The sequence below is a fragment of the Sphingopyxis sp. MG genome, assembly GCF_002953155.1.
Classification (GTDB): Bacteria; Pseudomonadota; Alphaproteobacteria; order Sphingomonadales; family Sphingomonadaceae; genus Sphingopyxis; species Sphingopyxis granuli.
This window is the reverse complement of sequence record NZ_CP026381.1, coordinates 512,877-529,089: the sequence shown is the minus strand read 5'-3', so window position 1 is coordinate 529,089 and position 16,213 is coordinate 512,877. Positions and strand designations below refer to the sequence as shown.

The 16,213-nt window shown below is 65.8% G+C and carries 14 protein-coding genes; 13 read left to right on the top strand and 1 reads right to left on the bottom strand.

The annotated features are described in order from the left end of the window. Positions 1-28 precede the first annotated feature (28 nt). Positions 29-2,443, bottom strand: a complete 2,415-nt coding sequence (locus C3E99_RS02410; protein WP_076074238.1) for a TonB-dependent receptor — start codon at positions 2,441-2,443, stop codon at positions 29-31. Between the two features lie 175 nt (positions 2,444-2,618). Between C3E99_RS02410 and C3E99_RS02405 the strand changes: the two genes are divergently transcribed. From C3E99_RS02405 to C3E99_RS02345, 13 genes are all read left to right on the top strand, one after another. Beyond that, complete coding sequence (locus C3E99_RS02405) at positions 2,619-3,278, top strand: TetR family transcriptional regulator (RefSeq protein ID WP_067108281.1); 660 nt, start codon at positions 2,619-2,621, stop codon at positions 3,276-3,278. Between the two features lie 104 nt (positions 3,279-3,382). Beyond that, entirely contained in the window at positions 3,383-4,741 is a 1,359-nt protein-coding gene (locus tag C3E99_RS02400; protein ID WP_234002566.1) for a cytochrome P450, read from the top strand. A 62-nt stretch (positions 4,742-4,803) separates the two neighbouring features. Then, positions 4,804-5,589 (top strand): SDR family NAD(P)-dependent oxidoreductase, encoded by a 786-nt coding sequence (locus tag C3E99_RS02395; protein ID WP_076074236.1) that lies wholly within the window; start codon positions 4,804-4,806, stop codon positions 5,587-5,589. A 25-nt stretch (positions 5,590-5,614) separates the two neighbouring features. Next, complete coding sequence (locus tag C3E99_RS02390) at positions 5,615-6,469, top strand: transketolase (RefSeq protein ID WP_199775056.1); 855 nt, start codon at positions 5,615-5,617, stop codon at positions 6,467-6,469. Continuing rightward, positions 6,466-7,464 (top strand): transketolase family protein, encoded by a 999-nt coding sequence (locus tag C3E99_RS02385; protein ID WP_076074233.1) that lies wholly within the window; start codon positions 6,466-6,468, stop codon positions 7,462-7,464. The genes C3E99_RS02390 and C3E99_RS02385 overlap by 4 nt, the downstream gene beginning before the upstream one ends. A gap of 5 nt (positions 7,465-7,469) precedes the next feature. Beyond that, a complete protein-coding gene (locus tag C3E99_RS02380; protein WP_067181582.1) occupies positions 7,470-8,285 on the top strand; it encodes an SDR family NAD(P)-dependent oxidoreductase in 816 nt (271 codons plus the stop codon). Beyond that, the gene (locus C3E99_RS02375; protein ID WP_076074231.1) at positions 8,258-9,115 is read left to right on the top strand and encodes an SMP-30/gluconolactonase/LRE family protein; all 858 of its coding nucleotides are present in this window, start codon (positions 8,258-8,260) and stop codon (positions 9,113-9,115) included. The genes C3E99_RS02380 and C3E99_RS02375 overlap by 28 nt, the downstream gene beginning before the upstream one ends. A 215-nt stretch (positions 9,116-9,330) precedes the next feature. Then, positions 9,331-10,539: an NnrS family protein gene (locus tag C3E99_RS02370; RefSeq protein WP_199775055.1), complete on the top strand. Its 1,209-nt coding sequence runs from the start codon at positions 9,331-9,333 to the stop codon at positions 10,537-10,539. Between the two features lie 95 nt (positions 10,540-10,634). Then, positions 10,635-11,030 (top strand): MarR family winged helix-turn-helix transcriptional regulator, encoded by a 396-nt coding sequence (locus tag C3E99_RS02365; protein ID WP_158682065.1) that lies wholly within the window; start codon positions 10,635-10,637, stop codon positions 11,028-11,030. Between the two features lie 59 nt (positions 11,031-11,089). Next, a complete protein-coding gene (locus C3E99_RS02360) occupies positions 11,090-12,223 on the top strand; it encodes a nitronate monooxygenase (protein ID WP_067108263.1) in 1,134 nt (377 codons plus the stop codon). Positions 12,224-12,251: 28 nt separating this feature from the next. Next, complete coding sequence (locus C3E99_RS02355; RefSeq protein WP_234002565.1) at positions 12,252-13,856, top strand: AMP-binding protein; 1,605 nt, start codon at positions 12,252-12,254, stop codon at positions 13,854-13,856. Then, a complete protein-coding gene (locus C3E99_RS02350) occupies positions 13,853-14,914 on the top strand; it encodes an acyl-CoA dehydrogenase family protein (protein ID WP_076074223.1) in 1,062 nt (353 codons plus the stop codon). Before C3E99_RS02355 ends, C3E99_RS02350 begins: the two co-directional genes overlap by 4 nt. Then, positions 14,911-16,098: an acyl-CoA dehydrogenase family protein gene (locus C3E99_RS02345; protein ID WP_076074220.1), complete on the top strand. Its 1,188-nt coding sequence runs from the start codon at positions 14,911-14,913 to the stop codon at positions 16,096-16,098. The genes C3E99_RS02350 and C3E99_RS02345 overlap by 4 nt, the downstream gene beginning before the upstream one ends. Positions 16,099-16,213: the final 115 nt, after the last annotated feature.

Genomic DNA, 16,213 nt, shown 5'->3' with positions numbered 1-16,213 from the left:
TTGCGGCACCTGCCTCGATCTGGGCCGGTCACCGGAATTTTGTCGAGAAGGAAATGCCGAAGGTGCGCGGCATTCCGGTGAAGCGGATATAGCTGTCCTGTTCGCTGTCGGTGTTGGTCCAATAATATTTGTCGAGCAGATTCTTGCCCCACAGCGACACCTTCCAGTCGCTGTCGTTGCCGAAGAGGAAAATCGACGCATCGACGAGCGCGCGCGCGTTGATCGCGAGCAACGGATTCGATTCGAGTTGCCCCTTCGAACCCGACTGATAGTTCACGCCGACCGAGAAGCCCGCGCCCAGCGCATCGGATACGGGCGTCTCATAGTCGACCGAGGCCGTACCCATCCATTTGGGCGAGAGCTGGAAGGCTTCGCCGTCGAAATTGGCGGGTGTTCCGGCCAGCGTGAAGGCCGTGAAATCCTTGACCTCGGTATGCAGATAATTGCCAGAGAGGCGGAAGGTCAGTCCTTCGGCCACCCGCCCGGTCAGATCGGCTTCGAAGCCATAGACGACCGATTTCGGGATATTGACCAGCCGCTGCAAGGTCCCGAACACCGGGTCGAAGACACGCGCCGAAAGCTGCTTGTCGCGATAGTCGTAATAATAGCCGGCCATGTTGAGCTGCAGCTTGCGATCGGCGAGCGAAAGCTTGGTGCCGACTTCATAGGCGAGCACCTCTTCCTGCTTCGCGGGAAGCAGTTGCTGCTCGACATTGGCGGAGCTGAACGGGAACGCCCCCGCCTTGTAGCCGCGCGAGAAAGACGCGTAGAACAGAGTGCCCGGCTGCGGCGTCCAGTTGAGCGTGCCCTTGAAGGAGAAATTATCCTCGTTCAGCGGAATGGTGACCAGTCCCGACGATCCGCTGAAATCATCCTTGTAGGTCAGGCATTGGTCCGGCTGCAGATTGACATTGGTCCCCGTGATCGCTGCAAGCGCGGTGTTCCAGATGGGCGCCGTATTGCCCATGAAATCGGCCGAGCATCCTTCGAACCGCTGCTTTTCCTTCGTGTAGCGCGCGCCGACGATCAGCTTGAACTGGTCGCTCAGTTCCAGATCGACATTGCCGAAGACGCCGAAGGTCTTGTCGCGGATCGCGATGAGCGCCCGATAGGCACGGAAACCGCCCGCGATCTCGTCGGGCGTATAGCTGCTGGGCACGCTGGCGGCCACGGAGCGCAGCAAGCCGATGATCGACATGTCGGTGTCGAACCCGACCAGCTCGTCCTGGACCTTGTCCACGCCATAATAGGCGCCGACGAGCCAGGTCGCGGGGCCGTCCTGTCCGGTTATCCGGAACTCCTGCGAGAAGGAATTGATCTTGCCGATGGCATAGCGGCCGGCCGTTTCGAGCTGGGTGCCGCCCTTGTCGGTCATCTGCTCGCGATCGACATGGTTGAAGCCGGTCAAAGAGATGAACTGGTGATTGTCGTCGAGATCGAATTCGGCGCGGCCCGACAAGGCCTGGAAATTCGCGCTGACGCGGTAAGGCGGGCGCTCATATCCGTTGGCAAACGGGCCGGGATAGTCGAGCGGCGTCCAGTCGGCATCGCGGTTCGACTTGCCCGTGATCACGGACGCCGACCCCAGCGGGTTGCCGAACGCGGGCTGCTGCGGGTCATAGGCGATCGCCTGTGGGGCCTGCGTATCCGATCGGTCGCGCCAGAAGCTGCCGGTCAGCGTGAGCTTCACGCCACCCCCGTCCCACGCCAGAATCGCTCGCCCCGCCTGCTGCGCGGCCTTGCCGAGTTCATCGTCGCGGGTGACGCTGCGCTGCCATTCATCGGCCCGGCCATTAACGCGAAGCGCCAAGCGCGCGCTCAGCCCCTCGGCAAGCGGCCCGGTGACATAGGCGGTCGCGTCATAGGCCAGGAAATTGCCCGCCTCGACCGCCACGCCCGCTTCGAACGTGTCGCTCGGCTTCGCCGGCACAAAATTGACGAGCCCGCCCGTCGTGTTGCGGCCATAGAGCGTCCCCTGCGGCCCCTTCAGAACCTCGACCCGCTCCATGTCGAAGAGGATATTGGTGCTCATGTACGGATAGGCGTAGGCAACCTCGTCGACATAGATGCCGACCGGCGATGTCGCCGACATGGAGTCGGTGTTGAAGCCGATGCCGCGGATCGTATAGATCGGCGTGCCGCCCGCCGACTTGGCCTCGGTGAAACCGGGGACCACGCGCGTCAGGTCCGCGACATCGCGGATATTCATGTCGCGCAACTGATCACCCGACAGCGCCGTGATCGAGATGGGGACCTTGTTGACCGACTCCTCGCGGCGCTGCGCCGTCACGATGATTTCGCCGACGCCCGGCGCACCGCCCGACGCGCTCTCCTTCTGCGCTGCCGCGTCCTGCGCGTGGGCGGCACCCCCGGCTGACATCGCCGCAATGGCGACCAACGATACGGCGGCGGCCCTGGACCATCCCGAAAAACGCGTGTTCATCTCCCAACCCTCCCATTTGCCTTATCGCATCGATATCCCGACTCGGGTTCGACATTAATAACTTACTTGTGTATGTAAAAATGATTGTCAAGACAACTTGAGTCGAGTTAGGCAAAATGCCAGACAGGATGGAGCAAGCTCACTTGCACGGGCAAAGCATGGGGATTTTGACGGGATGGCCGATCTGGCAATGAAGAAAACGACGCGCGCCACGCGCGCAAAAGGGGCGCAAAGCTCGCCCGAAGCCCTGCTCGACGCGCTGCATTCGCTGATGATCGAACGCCGCGGGCTCGATGTGGCGATCGCCGACATCTCCGAACGCTCCGGCCTCAATACGGGACTCGTGCGCTATTATTTCAAAAGCAAGAACGGCATGCTCGTCGCGCTGCTGGACCGCATCGTGAACCTGCCCATCCGTAACCTGCGGGCGCTGATCGACGCGCCGATTACGCCATGGGAAAAGCTCAAGCGGCATCTGAGCGGCCTGATCAACACCCATTACCGCTATCCCTATATGAACGAGCTGGTCGCCTATCTGATCAACGGGACCGACGAAGAGATCGCGAAACACGTCTACACCAGCAGCGTCGAACCACTCCTGATCGCCCAGCGCGCGATCATCCAGCAAGGCGTCGAATCCGGCGAGTTTCGCGACGTCGACCCGACATTCAGCTATTTCACGCTCACGGGCGCTTGCGACTATATGTTCACGGCTTCCTATGTGCATCGCCTGGGCCTTCACGCCTCCGAAGTGAGCGACGAAATGCGCCAGCGCTACACCGAACATGTCCTGAATTTCGTGCGCGCCGGGCTGCAGGCCGACGTCGCCGGATAGCAATCCGGAAACCTCGCTTAAAATCTGCGGAAACTTCGCATAGCCTATTGTTACTTACACGTGTAAGGTGTAAAGGATAGGCGGCGCCGCAAAAGAGATTCGCCATGACGGAACGAGGCGGCGCCAATCGTCACGACAGGAAAAGGAGTTGGGAGATGTCGGCGCAAAATCTGGTCACGCAGCCCCAAGAGCAAGGCAATGCGCCGCAATTGCCGGCAGACATGGCGAGCCGGTTGACCGACCCCGCTGTCTGGGCGGACGAGGCGGGCTTGCACGAGCTGCTGGCGACGATCCGCGCGCAATATCCGCTCGCCATTGCGGACGTCCCTGGTTTTCGTCCCTTCTGGGTCGTCTCCAAATATCAGGACATCATGGAGATCAGCCGGCAGAACAGCCTTTTTCACAGCGGCGACCTGTCCGCCGTTCTGATGCCCGAAGAGGAGTATCAAAAGCTCGCGGGAGGCGGCGAAGACGCCGAGAAGGTCCACCGTAGCATCGTCTATATGGACCCGCCCGAACACGGCCGGTATCGAATGCTCACCCAGGCATGGTTCCAGCCGGGCAGCGTCAGGAAGCGCGAAGAAGAGATTCGCGCCATCGCGAAAAAGACCGTCGAACGCATGCGGGCCGCCGGCGGGACATGCGATTTCGTCTCCGACATCGCCGTGCATTATCCGCTCGAGGTGATCATGAACATCCTCGGCATCCCGGACGAGCATTATTCCCGCGTGCTTCGTCTCACGCAGGAGGTCTTCTCGGTCGCCGATGAGGAACTGGGGCGCGAAGGCGACGATACCTTCTCCCTCGGATCGGACAATGTCTTCCGGGATTTCAATGCCTTCCTTCGCCCCTTCCACGAGGATCGCAAAGTCAATCCGCGCGACGACGTCCTGTCGATCATCGCCAATGCGCAGATCGATGGACAGCCGGTCCCCGAGATCGAGGCCCTGAGCTATTACGTCACGGTGGCGACGGCCGGCCACGACACCACCTCGTCGACTTCGGCCACGGCGCTCTGGGCCCTGTCGCGGTCGCCCGAGCTGTTCCGCGAACTCAAGGAAGATCCGTCGCGCATTCCGGCGCTGATCGACGAAGCGTTGCGATGGACGACGCCGGTCCGCCATTTCATGCGCAGCGCCACCGAGGATTATGAATTGCGCGGACAGCTGATCCGCAAGGGCGACTGGCTGATGCTCTGCTATCCTTCGGGCAATCGGGACGAGGAGATTTTCGAAAATCCGCAGCAGTTCCAGCCCGGCCGGTCGCCGAACAAGCATGTCGCCTTCGGCTATGGTGCCCACGTCTGCCTCGGCCAGCATCTGGCAAAGCTGGAAATCCGCATTCTGCTCGAAGAACTGCTTGCGAATCTCGACGCGATCGAGCCCGCCGCCCCCCCCAAATATACCAAAGCCATTTTCGTGGGCGGCCTGAAATCATTGCCGATCCGCTACCAGACGGCCTGACCGGCCCTCCGCGCAAGGCGATTGCCTTTTTCCGACATGCGAAACGGGAGTGACTTTCGGACATGAACGCTACATTTGATTTCACCGGCAAGGTGGTCGTCGTGACGGGCGGCAGTCGCGGGCTCGGCCTCGCGATGGTAGAGGGATTCGCCAAGGCGGGCGCGACGGTGGCGATCGCGAGCCGCAAGCTCGACGCCTGCGAAGAGGTCGCCCGATCGATCAGGGATCGCGGAGGAAAAGCCTCGGCTCACCAGATGCATGCCGGACGCTGGGAAGACTGCGACCGCCTGTTCGAAGAGGTGAAGCGCGAATGGGGCGGGGCCGACATATTGATCAACAACGCCGGCATGTCGCCGATCGCGCCCTCCTCGGTCGAGACGAGCGAAGAGCTGTTCGACAAGATCATATCGGTCAACATGAAAGGGCCCTTTCGACTTTGCAGCCTGTTCGGGGCGGACATGGTCAGGCGCGGCGGGGGGTGCATCATCAACATCTCGTCGACCGGTTCGCTGCGTCCCGAGTTCGGCGCCGCACCTTATGATGCCGCAAAATCGGGCGTGAATATCTTCACGACCACCTTCGCGCAGGAATATGGCCCCACAGTGCGCGTCAACGCCATCGCGCCCGGTCCGTTTCACACCGACGTGAGCAAGGCCTGGTCGCGTTCCGAAGCCTTTACCCGCCACGCGAAAAAGTCGATCCCGCTCGGCCGCGCGGGCGATCCGCCCGAGATCGTCGGCGCCGCGCTCTACCTCGCCAGCGATATCGCCACCTACACCAGCGGCGCGATGATCGTCGTCGATGGCGGCCAGTCGGTGGGCATGATGCCCGGTGCATTCTCCGACTGATCTTTCGCCAGCCAAGGATTTCATCATGGACAACGCCATCCTGCCCCGTAACCGGGCAGCGGACCCCCGCATGCTCGAAAAAAAGGCCGACTGGATTCGCCTGGAAACGATCCGGCTCGTCGAGATCGCCAAAAGCGGCCATTATTCGAGCGTCTTTTCCTGCGCGGAAATGTTCGCAGCGCTCTATTATCACACGCTGCGCCTCAAGCCGGCCGATCCGCGGTGGCCGGATCGCGATCGCTTCCTGCTGGGCAAGGGCCATGCCGCGATCGGCCAATATCCGATCCTTGCCGAACTGGGCTATTTTCCCGAGGACTGGCTCGACACCTATACCCGCCTCGGCTCGCCGCTCGGCGATCATCCCGACATGAACAAGGTTCCGGGCTGCGATTTTTCCTCGGGGTCGATCGGTCACAATCTGTCCGTCGGCGTCGGCATGGCGCTGGCCGCGCGACTGCAGCAGCGCGATTTCCTGACCTGGGTCATGATCGGCGACGGCGAACTGGCGGAGGGTCAGGTCTGGGAGGCTGCGATGGCTGCCGGGCACTACGGCCTGTCGAACCTGATCGGGATCGTCGATGCGAACGGCATGGGGCTCGACGGCAACACGGAAGATGTGATGAACATCGAACCGATCGCGGCGAAGTTCGAGAGCTTCGGCTGGTCGACGAACGAGATCGACGGGCACGACATGCAGGCCGTCCTCGCGGCCTTCGACCGCGCCCAGCAAAGCGACCGGCCGCACATGATCGTCGCCCGCACCAAGAAGGGCAAGGGCGTCGGGTTCATGGAAACCACCCCCTATTGGCATCTCGGATTTCTGGGGCCCGCCGACAAGGCGGTGGCGGTCGCCGAAATTCAGGAAAGGCTCGACGCATGACCATCGCCGAACTCGAAAAGCCGCTCGACCCGGCAAGCTGGAATATCCAGACATCGATGCCGAAACTGACGGCGCTGACGATGAGCGCCGAACTCGAAGAACTGGCGGAAAGGCGGCCCGAACTTGTCGTGCTCACGGCCGACCTGGCGTCGTCGAACGGCCTCGATTCCTTTCAGCGCCGTTTTCCGGACCGCTTCATCAATACCGGTATCGCCGAACAGAATATGATGTCGATCGCCGCGGGGCTCGCCGCGTCGGGTCATATCGCCTATGTTTCGACCTTCGCCTCCTTTGCCTCGCTTCTGTGTGCCGAGCAGGTCCGGACCGACCTGGCCTACACCCGTCAGAAAGTCCGCATCCTTTCGCACCATGCGGGCATCTCGATGGGCTTTTACGGCACGTCGCACCATGCGGTGGAGGACATCGCCATAACCCGCGCCATGGGACATATGACAGTGGTCTCGGCGTGCGACGGAAACGCGATCCGCGGGTTGATCCGCAGCACGATCGATATCGACGGCCCGGTCTATATCCGCATCGGTCGCGGCGCGGAAAAGCCCGTCTACGACGACGTGCCCGACTTCACCCACGGCCGCTTCAGGACATTGCGTGATGGACGGGATGCGACGATCATCGCGACGGGGATCGGGGTGAAGGCCGCGCTCGACGCCGCCGACATTCTCGCCGATACGGCGCCCCGGCTTTCGGTTCGCGTCCTCGACGCCGCCTATATCAAGCCGATCGACGCCGATGCGATCCGCGCCGCAGCGCGGGAGACCGGAGCGATCCTGACCGTCGAGGAACATAATCCGCACGGCGGGCTGGGCGGCGCGGTCGCCGAAATACTGGCCGAAGGCGGCATTGCCGTGCGCTTCGCCCGGCACGCGCTGCCGGACGAATATGCCCTCGTCGCGCCCCCGACCCATCTCTACCGCCATTACGGCCTGACCGGAGATGGCATCGCGACGGCGCTCCGCACCCTGATCGGTCGGTGAAGGCCGTGCGACGTTTCGAGGGCATGGTCGTCGCCATCACCGGCGCGGCATCGGGGATCGGCGAAGCGACGGCGCGTCGCTTCGCCGCCGAAGGTGCGATCCTCGCGCTCTGCGACCTCAGCGAGGATGCGCTCGCGCAGATGGTGACGCGCACCGGCATTGCCGAATCCGCCAGGACCCTGCGCGCGGTGGATGTCTCCGACATCGACGCGATCAGCAGCTTCATCGACGATGCGGCGCAATCGCTCGGCCGCCTCGACGTGCTGGTCAACAATGCGGGTATCGGATGCTTCGGCCATGTCGACGAGATCACCGCCGAACAGTGGCGCCGGACGATGGCGGTCGACCTCGATGCCGTCTTCTTCGGCAGTCGGGCGGCCCTGCCCTATCTGCGCACCGCAGGGGGCTGCATCGTCAACACGGCTTCGATTTCCGGACTGTTCGCCGACCCGGGGCTCGCCGCCTATAATGTCGCCAAGGCAGGCGTCGTCAATCTGACGCGCAACATGGCGGTCGATCACGCCGGCGAAGGCATAAGGGTCAATTGCATCTGTCCCGGGGGTGTCGGAACCGCCATGCTGAAATCGCACCTTCGCGATGCCGCGATCATGGAGGATTATGAGCGGCTTGTTCCGATGGGCCGTGTCGGAACCGCCGACGAAATGGCGGCCGGCATAGCCTTTCTGGCATCGAGCGACGCCTCCTACATCACCGGAACGACGCTGACGATCGATGGCGGCGTGACGGCGCAGACCGGACAACCCAATTTCGATCGTCTCTACAGGCAGCGCGGATGGGACAAGAAGATACTGCGCGGCTGAACGAGCTCGCGGCCGGCCTGGTCCTTCCCGAGGGACTGCGCTGGCATGATGACCGGCTGTGGTTTTCCGACATCGAAGCCAAGCGCGTGTGTTCGGTCGATCTCGAAGGAAAAATGAGAATCGAGCTGGAACTCGACGACAATCCATCGGGGCTGGGCTGGCTGCCCGACAAAACCTTGCTCGTCGTGTCGATGCGACGGCAGCAAATCCTGGCCGTCGTCAAGGGACGGCCCGTTTTGCATGCCGACCTGACCGGGCTGGCCCTCGCGCATGCCAACGACATGATCGTCGACGCCCAGGGCCGCGCCTATGTGGGCTCGATGGGGTACGACATATGGGCGGGTGAACGCTTCAGGCCCGGCAATATCTGTGCCGTCCGGCCCGATGGATCCGCCTTTGTAGCGGCGGACGGCCTGGCTTTCCCGAACGGCATGGCGATCTACAGCGACCGATCGCTGATTGTCGCAGAAAGCGTCGCGGGGAAGCTGACGGCATTCGACATCGCTGCCGATGGCGACCTTCGGTCGAGGCGAACCTGGGCAGCGATGGACGGCGAGACGCCGGACGGGATCGCGATCGAGGAAACAGGAGCGCTCTGGGTCGCTGGAGCTTCTTCGGGAAGCGCCATCCGTTGCATCCGGAACCGTGGCGCCATTCAGCGGATTTCCTTGCCGGCCGGATGCACCGCCTATTCCGTCGCCATTGGCGGCCCAAAGAAGACCATACTTTTTATCGGCTGTTCTTCGCCATTCTCTTCTCATGCATCGTCCCGAATGACGACGCGTCCGGGAACGATAAAATGGATCGATCTGACTATCGGATCAGAATGAGGCCGCCTCTCGGAACCCTCGCTCCAAATGCCGCCGGCTGAAAAACCAGCTCAAGGGGCGTGACGGCTTCTTATCGGCTGGAAGACCGGAGCCTGGTTTCAAGCACCGATGGATCAGGAACCGGAGCAAGCATCGCTCACGCATAAGTTCACCCATGCGCGTTTCCCTTCGCGCCGGAAAAAGCTATCCTTCATCCGGAACGGCAAGGGGGCGACATGGGACAGAGCCGCGCGCGCGAGACGATGCGGACGACCGCGCAGATCATCCGCGCCTATCGCGGCCCGGCGCTGTTCAGCTTCGGCTTCCGCCCCTTTTTCCTGCTCGCCGGGGTCTTTGCCGCGCTTGCGGTGCCCCTGTGGATCGCCGTGCTGTCGGGGGGCGGTCCGCTGGCGGGCGCGGTCACACGCGACTGGCACGTCCACGAGATGCTGTTCGGCTATACCGCCGCGGTGATCGCCGGCTACATGATCATCGCCGGGCCGAACTGGACCGGACGCTATCCGGTCGCGGGGGCGCCGGTCGCGGCGCTCGCCGCGCTGTGGCTCGCCGGGCGCGCGGCGATGCTGCTGGCGGAGCCCGGGAACGGCGTGACGATGACGATCGACGCCGCCTTCCTGCCGGTCTTCGCGGCGGCGCTGTGGCGCGAGCAGATCGCCGCGCGCAACGGCAAGGGGTTGGTGCCGTGCCTTGTCGTGACCGCGCTCGCGCTTGCCAATATCGCCTTCCACCTCCGCTTCGCATGGCCCGGGGCGGGGCCGGTGGCGGAGCGGCTGGCGCTGGGCATGATCGCGCTGCTGATCGCCGTGATGGGCGGGCGGCTGGTACCCAGCTTCACGCGCAACTGGCTGGCCCAGCGCAAGGCGCCGCGCGAACCCGCGCCGCACGGCCGCCTCGACCGGGCAGCGACATGGCTGACCGCAGGCGCCCTGCTGGCATGGCTGGCGCTTCCCGACGCGCCGATGACGGGCCTACTCCTCGCCGCCGCCGGCATCGGCACGGGATTGCGCCTCGCGCGGTGGCGCGGCTGGGAAACGTGGCGCGAGCCGCTGGTCTGGGGGCTTCATCTCGCCTATCTGTGGCTCGCGGTCGGCTTCGTCCTGCTGGGCGCCGCGATCGGCTTTCCGCAGCATGTTCCCGTAACCAGCGCGATCCACGCGCTGACCGCCGGCGCGATCGGCGCGATGACGCTGGCGATGATGGCGCGCACCACGCTCAGCCACACGGGGCGCGCCCGCAGCGGCGGCGCAGCGGCGGCGGCCGCGCTGCTGCTTGTCCACGCGGCCGCGCTGGTGCGCGTCGCCGCGCCCCTTGCGGCCGACCTGTACGCCGATCTGCTGATGCTCTCCGCGCTGCTGTGGAGCGGCGCCTTCGGCCTCTTCACCTGGGTCTATGGCCCGATGCTGATGATGCGCCGGGCCGGTTGACGCGAGTGGCCGACTGTCCCTAACCGGGGGCCGGCTTTCGAGGGATTGCGAGAAGACTATTGGACACGGATCGACGATGGATCCTGCTGACGCGGGTGGTCGTGGTTTTGCACCGGCTGCTGGAGCGCTTTGCCCAGGGGGCGGAGCTGACCATCGCCCAATATCGCTTCCTGCTGACGCTGAAGCGCGAGCCGCGCCGCGCCAGCGTCCTCGCCTCCATGTCCGGCATCGGCCGGCCCGCCGCCTCCGCGCTGGTCACCGGGCTCGCGAAGCGCGGCATGATCGAACGCTATACCGACCCCGACGACGGCCGCGCGGAAATGCTGCGCCTCACCGATGCCGGGCTGGCGGAATATGCCGCCTTCGAGCGCGCGCTCGCCCGCGACCTTTCCGCCTATCTGGCGATCGACGAGCCCGAAGGCCTGCTCGACCGGATCGAGGAGCTCGCCCATATCATCGACAGCAACCGGACGCCCACCCTGCGGGATTGACAGTCCTCCCTTGCAAAGTTAGTTCGTTTGACGAACCAATTACAAGGGTGGAGAGAGCGATGACCTCACAGCTTTGCGACATGCTCGGCATCGAGTTTCCGCTGCTGGCGTTCAGCCATTGCCGCGACGTCGTCGCGGCGGTGAGCCGCGCGGGCGGTTTCGGCGTCTTCGGCGCGACCGCGCATACCCCCGAAACGGTGCGCGAAGAGCTCAAGTGGATCGACGATCATGTCGACGGCAAGCCTTATGGCATCGACGTGCTGGTGCCGGAGAATATGGCGACGCGGGGCGAAGGCAGCGTGACCGCCGCCGCGCTCGAGGCGCGGATTCCCGAAGCGCATCGCCACTTTGCCGAACGCCTGCTCGCCGATGCCGACGTGCCGCCGCCCGCCGAGCCGGTCAGCCGGAACCGCGCCCAGCCCTTTGATCCCGAAACGGCGCTGCGGACGCTGGAGGCCGCCTTCGAGCATCCGATCCGGCTGATCGCCAACGCGCTCGGCGTGCCACCGCCGGAGATGATCGCGATGGGCAAGCAGCACGGCGTTCCCGTGGCGGCGCTGGTCGGCGCGCGCGAACATGCGATCCGGCAGGTCGAGGCCGGCGTCGACATCATCGTCGCGCAGGGGACCGAGGCCGGGGGCCATTGCGGCGAGGTCAGCACGCTCGTCCTGGTGCCCGAGGTCATCAAGGCGATCCGGCCGATCCGCGAGGTGCCGGTGCTCGCCGCGGGGGGCATCATGACGGGGCAGCAGATGGCCGCCTGCATGGCGATGGGCGCGGCGGGCGCCTGGACCGGATCGGTGTGGCTCGCGACGCCCGAAAGCGAGACCTCTCCGGTGTTCCGCGAGAAGATGATCGCCGCCAGCAGCCGCGACGCGGTGCGCGTGCGCAGCCGCACGGGCAAGCCCGCGCGCCAGCTGAAGTCGACGTGGACCGAGAATTGGGAGAAGAGCCCGGACAGCCCCGGCGCGCTGCCGATGCCGCTGATGAGCCTGATCAGCGAAAAGTCGCTGCGCGCCGCCGACCGCGCGGCCGAGGCGGGCAACGGCAAGGCGCGCGACATGGTGACCTATTTCGTCGGACAGGGCGTCGGGCTCGTCGACTCGGTGCGCGGCGCCGGCGCGGTGGTGCAGGATTTCAAGGAAGAGTATCTCGAAGCCGTCGAGCGGATGAACAGCCTGCTCGCCGATTAGGATCAGCACATCCACAGGGGAGAGCGCGGTGTTCAATTTCGGCGACATGCTTGACATCGTCGAGCGCAACCTGCCCCCCGACGCGCCGCTGTGCCTGCACGGCGACCGGCGGATCGACTGGGGCGAAGCCGGCCGCCTCTCCAACAATCTGGCGCGCAGCCTGCGCGAGGGCGGGCTGAAGGCCGGCGATTCGCTTGCCATCTACCTGCGGAACGGGCCCGAATATATCCTCGGCCTGGCCGCCGCCTTCAAGGCGCGGCTGGCGGCGGTCAACGTCAACTATCGCTATACCGACGCCGAGCTTCGCTACCTGCTGAACGACAGCGACGCGCGCGCGGTCGTCTATGCCGCGGAGTTCCGCGACCATGTCGAGGCGATCCGCGCCGACCTGCCGCTGGTGACGCGCTGGATCGAGGTGACGGACGGCGCCCCAGCACCCGGCTTTGCAGAGGATTTCGCAGTCCTGACGCAAAGCGGAGACGGCGCGCCGCTGGACATCGAGCGATCGCCGAACGACATCCTCTTCATCTATACCGGCGGCACGACCGGCATGCCGAAGGGCGTGATGTGGGAACATGGCGAGCTGCGCGAGATATTGGTGAGCGCGGCGCGCGCGCTGCAACCGGTTCCCGACACCCCCGACGAGCTTGCGGCGTCGATCCGCGAGCTGGGGCCGGGCCCCCGCATCCTGCCGGCCTGCCCCCTGATGCACGGCACCGGCCTGTTGCCCGCCATCGCGACGATGGTCGCGGGCGGCAGCATCGTCACGCTGACGCACCGTAGCTTCGACGCGCGCGAGGCGATCGAGGCGATCGAGCGGCATCGCCCGCAAGCGCTGGTGATCGTCGGCGACAGCTTTGGCCGGCCGCTGCTCGCCGAGCTGGAGAGCGGCGCGCAGGCGCACGACCTCGGCAGCGTGCTGTCGGTCACCTCATCGGGCGTGATGTGGAGCGCGGACATCAAGCGCGGGCTGTTGCGGCACATGCCGGACGCGGTGCTCAACGACGTGCTCTCCTCCTCCGAAGCGCTGGGTCTCGGCGCGTCGGTGATGACGCGCGACTGCGAGGTGAAGACCGCGAGCTTCACGCTCGGCGAGCGCTGCCGCGTCTTCGACGAAACCGACCGCCCCGTCCTCGCGGGCTCGGGGGGCGTCGGGCGGCTCGCGCTCGGCCCGCCCAACCCGCTCGGCTATTACAGGGACGCGGAGAAATCGGCCGCGACCTTCCGCGTCATCGACGGCGTGCGCTATTGCATCCCCGGCGACTGGGTGCGCGTCGAGGCGGACGGATCGCTGACCTTCCTGGGCCGCGGCAGCGGCTGCATCAACACCGGCGGCGAGAAGGTCTTCGCCGAAGAGGTCGAGGAGGCGCTGAAACGGCACGACAGCGTCAGCGACGCGCTGGTCGTCGGCGTGCCCGATCCGACATGGGGACAGGCGATCGTCGGCGTCGTGACGTTGCACGCCGATGCCGCGTTCGACGCCGAAGCGCTGCGCGACCATGTCCGTGCGCAGCTCGCCGGATACAAGGTGCCGAAACGGCTGCTGGTCGCCGACCGGCCGCTGCGCGCGGCCAACGGCAAGGCCGACTACGGCGCCGCCCGCGCCATCGCAGAAGGAGCGACCGCCCGATGACCGACGCGACGATGAACCAGGAGGAGCGGGCCGCGCTGCGCGACACGGTGCGCCGCCTGTTCGCGGACCAGTGCACCGAAAGCGACGTGCGCCGCATCATGGAGAGCGACAGCGGCCACGACCCCGCGCTGTGGCGCAGCCTTGCCGAGCTTGGCATCGCGGGGCTGCTGGTCGCGGCCGGTACGGGCGGATCGCAGCTTTCCGCCGTCGAACTGGAACTGGTGATGGAGGAAGCGGGCGCGGCGCTCGCGCCCGTGCCGCTGATCTCGACCGCCATGGCATCGGTGCTGCTCGACGGCGAACTGGCCGAAGCGCTGGCGGCGGGGCGGACGATCGCGGCGGTCGCGCTGCTCGGCGCGCTCGACTGGACGGGCGGCAGCAACGTGCGGATCGAGGGCGGCCGGGCACAGGGCACGGCGCGCTTCGTTCCCGATGCCGGTATCGCCGATATCTTCCTCCTCGCCAGCGACGAGGGCGTCCATCTCGTCGAGCGGGCGAGCGCCGGGATCACGCCACTGCCCACCTTCGACCGCACCCGCCGCATGGCCGACGTCCGCTTCGACGGCGCCGCGACGCGCATCGGCGACGGTGCCGCGGCCCGGCGCGCGCGCGACATCTGGCTGGTCGCGCTGGCGGGCGAACAGACCGGCGGGGCGCGGCGCATTTTCGACATCACCGTCGATTACGCCCGCGAGCGCCACCAGTTCGGCCGCGCGATCGGCAGCTTTCAGGCGATCAAGCATATGGCGGCCGACCTGCTGCTGGAGGCCGAAAGCGCGACGAGCGCGGCGCGCGACGCGGCGCGGCAAGTGGCGGAGGGCGCGGTGGGCAAGGATGCGGCGGTCGCGCTCGCCGCCTTCACCTGCGCCGATGCCTTCCTGCGCTGTGCGAAGGACGGCATCCAGATGCACGGCGGCATCGCTTTCACCTGGGACCATCCTGCGCACCTTTATCTGCGCCGCGCGCGGTCGGGCGTGCAGCTTTTCGGTGACAGCCGCGTCTGGCGCGACCGCTATGTCGCGGCGCTGGACGCGATGCAGAGGGAGATGGCGGCATGACCGACGCGGACTTGCAGGCCGAGGTCGAAGCATGGCTCGCCGCCAACTGGCGCGGCGCGCCGCCGCGCGAGGAAAGTTTCGGGCGCGACCCGCGCACCGAATGGCTAGCGCAGGTCCGCGACGCGGGCTGGGCCGTCCCGCGCTGGCCGCGCGACTGGTACGGCCGCGAACTGTCGGCCGAGCAGGCGAAGATCGTCGAGCGCGCCTTCGCCGCGGCCGGGGCCCCCGGCGCCGGACAGGACCGCAGCAACCTGTGGGCCAATACCGCGCTTGCCCACGCGACCGACAGCTTCAAGCGCGTGATCGTGCCGCAGCTGCTGGCGGGCGAAGTCGGCATGTGCCTGCTCTATTCGGAACCGGGCGCGGGCAGCGACCTCGCCGCGATCCGCACGCGCGCCGAGAAGGTCGAGGGCGGCTGGCGCGTGACGGGGCAGAAAATCTGGACATCGGGCGCGATGATTGCCGATTACGGCATGCTGATCGCCCGCACCGACTGGGACGTGCCCAAGCATCGCGGCATCAGCTTCTTCTTCCTGCCGATGCGGCAGGACGGCGTCGAGGTGCGGCCGCTGCGCCAGATTACCGACGAATCGCATTTCAACGAGGTGTTCATCACCGACGCCTTCGTCCCCGACGAAAATCTGCTGGGGCCGCTGAACGGCGGCTGGGGCGTGCTCCAGACCGCGCTCGCCTATGAACGGTCGGTGATGGGCGACATGGCGCGCGGCGCGCGGTCGGGCGCCGCCGGGGCGAAGGGCGATCATGCCATGCTCGAACTGGCGCGCGAGGCCGGGAAGCTGGACGATCCGGTGGTGCGGCAGGACGTCGCGCAGGTGATCGCATGGCGCGTGCTCAACAAGCTCAACACCCAGCGCGCGAAGGCGGAGCTGGCGCAGGGCACGTCGTCGTCGATCATGTCGCTCGGCAAGCTCGCGATGAGCCGCATCCTGCACGAGGAAGGCCGCCTGCGCACCGAATTGCTCGGTCCCGAAAGCCTGCTCGAAGGCCCCGATCACCCGCGCGCCGAGGATGCGAATTTCCTGTCGCTCAACGCCTATTTCACCTCGATCGGCGGCGGCACCGACCAGATCCAGCGCAACATCATCGGCGAGCGCGTGCTCGGACTGCCGAAGGAGCCCGAGATCGACCGCACCATTCCGTTCCGCGAGGTGCGGGCAGGCTAGGTCACGCCGAGCGGGACGGGGCGACGAGGCAAGCAAAATCACGCGCTGCTTTTTCGAACGGCATCGCCATCCGGGGCGGACGTCTCTTGACATCGGGCGCGGCGAAGCATCCAGA

Coding starts and splice junctions, on each gene's coding strand:
- C3E99_RS02390 (WP_199775056.1), top strand. CDS start 5,615: ATGGACAACGCCATCCTGCCCCGTAACCGGGCAGCGGACCCCCGCATG.
- C3E99_RS02400 (WP_234002566.1), top strand. CDS start 3,383: ATGACGGAACGAGGCGGCGCCAATCGTCACGACAGGAAAAGGAGTTGG.
- C3E99_RS02385 (WP_076074233.1), top strand. CDS start 6,466: ATGACCATCGCCGAACTCGAAAAGCCGCTCGACCCGGCAAGCTGGAAT.
- C3E99_RS02350 (WP_076074223.1), top strand. CDS start 13,853: ATGACCGACGCGACGATGAACCAGGAGGAGCGGGCCGCGCTGCGCGAC.
- C3E99_RS02360 (WP_067108263.1), top strand. CDS start 11,090: ATGACCTCACAGCTTTGCGACATGCTCGGCATCGAGTTTCCGCTGCTG.
- C3E99_RS02345 (WP_076074220.1), top strand. CDS start 14,911: ATGACCGACGCGGACTTGCAGGCCGAGGTCGAAGCATGGCTCGCCGCC.
- C3E99_RS02395 (WP_076074236.1), top strand. CDS start 4,804: ATGAACGCTACATTTGATTTCACCGGCAAGGTGGTCGTCGTGACGGGC.
- C3E99_RS02375 (WP_076074231.1), top strand. CDS start 8,258: ATGGGACAAGAAGATACTGCGCGGCTGAACGAGCTCGCGGCCGGCCTG.
- C3E99_RS02410 (WP_076074238.1), bottom strand. CDS start 2,443: ATGAACACGCGTTTTTCGGGATGGTCCAGGGCCGCCGCCGTATCGTTG.
- C3E99_RS02405 (WP_067108281.1), top strand. CDS start 2,619: ATGGCCGATCTGGCAATGAAGAAAACGACGCGCGCCACGCGCGCAAAA.
- C3E99_RS02370 (WP_199775055.1), top strand. CDS start 9,331: ATGGGACAGAGCCGCGCGCGCGAGACGATGCGGACGACCGCGCAGATC.